Here is a 2,384-nt window from a genome sequence, read left to right on the forward strand (position 1 = left end):
GCTAAGTATGTACGATTATGTGTAGAGGAAGAGACAAAGAAACTTTCATACCCCGCTTTCATTCCCGCTTTAGCAGGAATGAAAGGCAAGTGCTGTGAGCGGCGACGTAGGAGCCGAGCACAGTGCTTGAGTGCTTGCACCGGGGTAGTTGATTTATTTTAGATTTCTTACAAAGAGCTTTCTCAGGGCCATTTTTTGCCTTTTTTTCAAAGCCAGTCCCACATCTGAATGAGAGCGTTCCTAACTTTACGAAGCCGTAAAGGAAGGAACGCTTTATGTCTTTTAGGAAAATCACAGTCAAATCTGGAGACGAAGAAATCACAATGAATGTTACGGAAGAGGAATACAGGAATTACTTTAGGCCGTGGTGGCAGCAGAAAAAGCATGATCAGAGGAACCGTGAGGCAATGGAGCAGAACGGATACACGGAAGAATCTTATGAGGAATGGAAAGAGAACGATATGCGGACGGAGCTTTTTGCGGAGAGCATGGAGGAACTGGCGGAAAAGAGGATGCTGCTGGATGTCCTCCGTGATGCGATGGATTCCCTCCTGCCGGAAGAACGGGAGCTTGCCATGAAGGTGTTCGGGGAGGAAATGCCCCTTGCTGATTATGCAGATATGAAAGGGAAAAATCCCCGGACGCTTTCCGACCATAAGAGAAAAGTATTATCAAAGCTGCGGAAATTCTTTGTAGAGCATGGGTTTGAAATTGACAGCAGATGACCATATCTGCCAGCAAGAGTATTTCTGTGACATTTTTTACGGGAATTGTCGAACGGTTTTTGAAAAAATATCCGTTTCCATCCACCGAAAACCGAAAAAGTGTCATTACGACAGTGAAGGGGATAGGTTTAACTGTCCCGGAAAGGAGGAACGGAGCCTATGGAAAAGTCACAGGAGCTTATCGGCATCTTACAGGCAATCAGTATCGTGGCGAAGAGCCTCGCCGCCAAGCTGGTGCAGATCGAGAAGGAAGTGGAAGCCTATGAAGCCGCGAAAGCGGCGCACGACAGGAAGATGAAGAAAGGATGGAGACGCTGATGCGTAAGAAGGTTTTTATCTGCAGCCCCTTCCGCGGCGACATGGAAGGGAATGCAAGGAAAGCGGCGGCCTACTGCCGCATGGCGTGTGAGCAGGGTTTCCTGCCTGTTGCGCCGCACCTCTTATTCCCGCAGTTCTTAAATGAGGGGATAGAGGAAGAGAGGCGGATCGGCATCGCTATGGGGATGGAGCTGCTCGCCCTCTGTGATGAGGTGTGGGTGTTCGGGGAAGCCACAGAAGGGATGGCGGCGGAAATCGCATCCGCCACAGAGCAGGGAGGGAAATTGCAGAGGATGTCGGAAGTCCGTGCGGTGCTGGCAGAGAAGGCCAACGCCGGACATACGGCGGAAGTAAAAGCGCTCATCAAAGGGCGTGGGGCGGGGCGGCTGTCGGAGATTGATCCGGCAGAATACCCCGCGCTCCTTGCGGAGGCAGAGAGGCTGTGATGGGGAAGGAATGGAGCGGATGGAAGGGAACCTGCGGGATACTGCCCGCAGGCTTTTTTTGTTTTTCCATTCTAGGTTTTAAAACTGCTGTTTTCTGCGGACTGTGGCATAGGAGGTGGCGGCCAATGACGCTTGAAGAAATGAGGTTAGTAGATGTGAGGACGGTTGACCGGGATTCGCTGGTGGATGTGATGCGGGTCCATATTGATGAGGGCCTGCCGAAGGAGGAGCGGCTTAAGGAGTTTGTCCGGCAGGTGAAAAATCCGTACTGCTTCCGTGTTGGGAATGCTGGGGGTGCGGTTCATTGCTGTCAATGACGGTTACGACAGCCTGGACGGGCAGTATGGGAATGACATGGTCATCCCGTTCAAGAACCTCATCAATGATGCGTACTGCCGGGATATTTCCGTGAAGATACGGAGCCATATGGAGGTCAAGAGGAAGAACGGGGAGTATATCGGGGCTTTTGCCGCCTATGGGTATCTGAAGGACCCGGAGGATAAGAACCATCTGGTGGTTGATGGATATGCGGCGGATGTGGTGCGGGATATCTTCGCCATGAAGCTGGCCGGGTGCAGCTTGAAAGCGATTGCGGACAGACTGAACCGGGACGGCATACTGTCCCCGCTGCAGTATAAGAAGAGCATCGGTATCCGGCTGGAGAGTTCCTTCCAGAAAGACATGGAGCCGAAGTGGAGTTACAATGCGGTTCTGCGGATTTTGAAAAATGAGGTGTATGTCGGCACGGTTGTCCAGGGGAAATGTACCACGCCGAATTACAAGGTCAAGAAGCGTGTGTATAAGGACGAGAGCGAGTGGGTACGTGGACCTATGTCAATACTTTGGACACAAAAAGTTGAAAGTTCATGCTGATTTTTTTAATTCCTCATCCTCC

General features: G+C 51.3%; 5 protein-coding genes. All 5 read left to right on the plus strand.

Annotated features, from left to right (window positions below; genetic code table 11):
- Positions 1-275 precede the first annotated feature (275 nt).
- Positions 276-725, plus strand: coding sequence for a sigma-70 family RNA polymerase sigma factor (locus tag D7Y06_RS24770; RefSeq protein ID WP_120410134.1), 450 nt, complete (start codon positions 276-278; stop codon positions 723-725).
- Positions 726-884: 159 nt separating this feature from the next.
- Positions 885-1,043 carry a hypothetical protein gene (locus D7Y06_RS26710; protein ID WP_016302979.1) on the plus strand — a complete coding sequence of 53 codons (159 nt, stop codon included), beginning with the start codon at positions 885-887 and terminating at the stop codon, positions 1,041-1,043.
- Entirely contained in the window at positions 1,043-1,489 is a 447-nt protein-coding gene (locus tag D7Y06_RS27555) for a DUF7768 domain-containing protein (protein ID WP_243119508.1), read from the plus strand. The genes D7Y06_RS26710 and D7Y06_RS27555 overlap by 1 nt, the downstream gene beginning before the upstream one ends.
- Complete coding sequence (locus D7Y06_RS24780) at positions 1,489-1,806, plus strand: DUF6870 family protein (RefSeq protein WP_120410135.1); 318 nt, start codon at positions 1,489-1,491, stop codon at positions 1,804-1,806. Before D7Y06_RS27555 ends, D7Y06_RS24780 begins: the two co-directional genes overlap by 1 nt.
- Positions 1,784-2,362, plus strand: a complete 579-nt coding sequence (locus D7Y06_RS24785) for a recombinase family protein (RefSeq protein WP_330566607.1) — start codon at positions 1,784-1,786, stop codon at positions 2,360-2,362. Before D7Y06_RS24780 ends, D7Y06_RS24785 begins: the two co-directional genes overlap by 23 nt.
- The last annotated feature ends 22 nt before the right edge of the window (positions 2,363-2,384 follow it).

It is taken from the genome of Roseburia sp. 1XD42-69 (assembly GCF_003612565.1).
Classification (GTDB): Bacteria; Bacillota; Clostridia; order Lachnospirales; family Lachnospiraceae; genus Roseburia_B.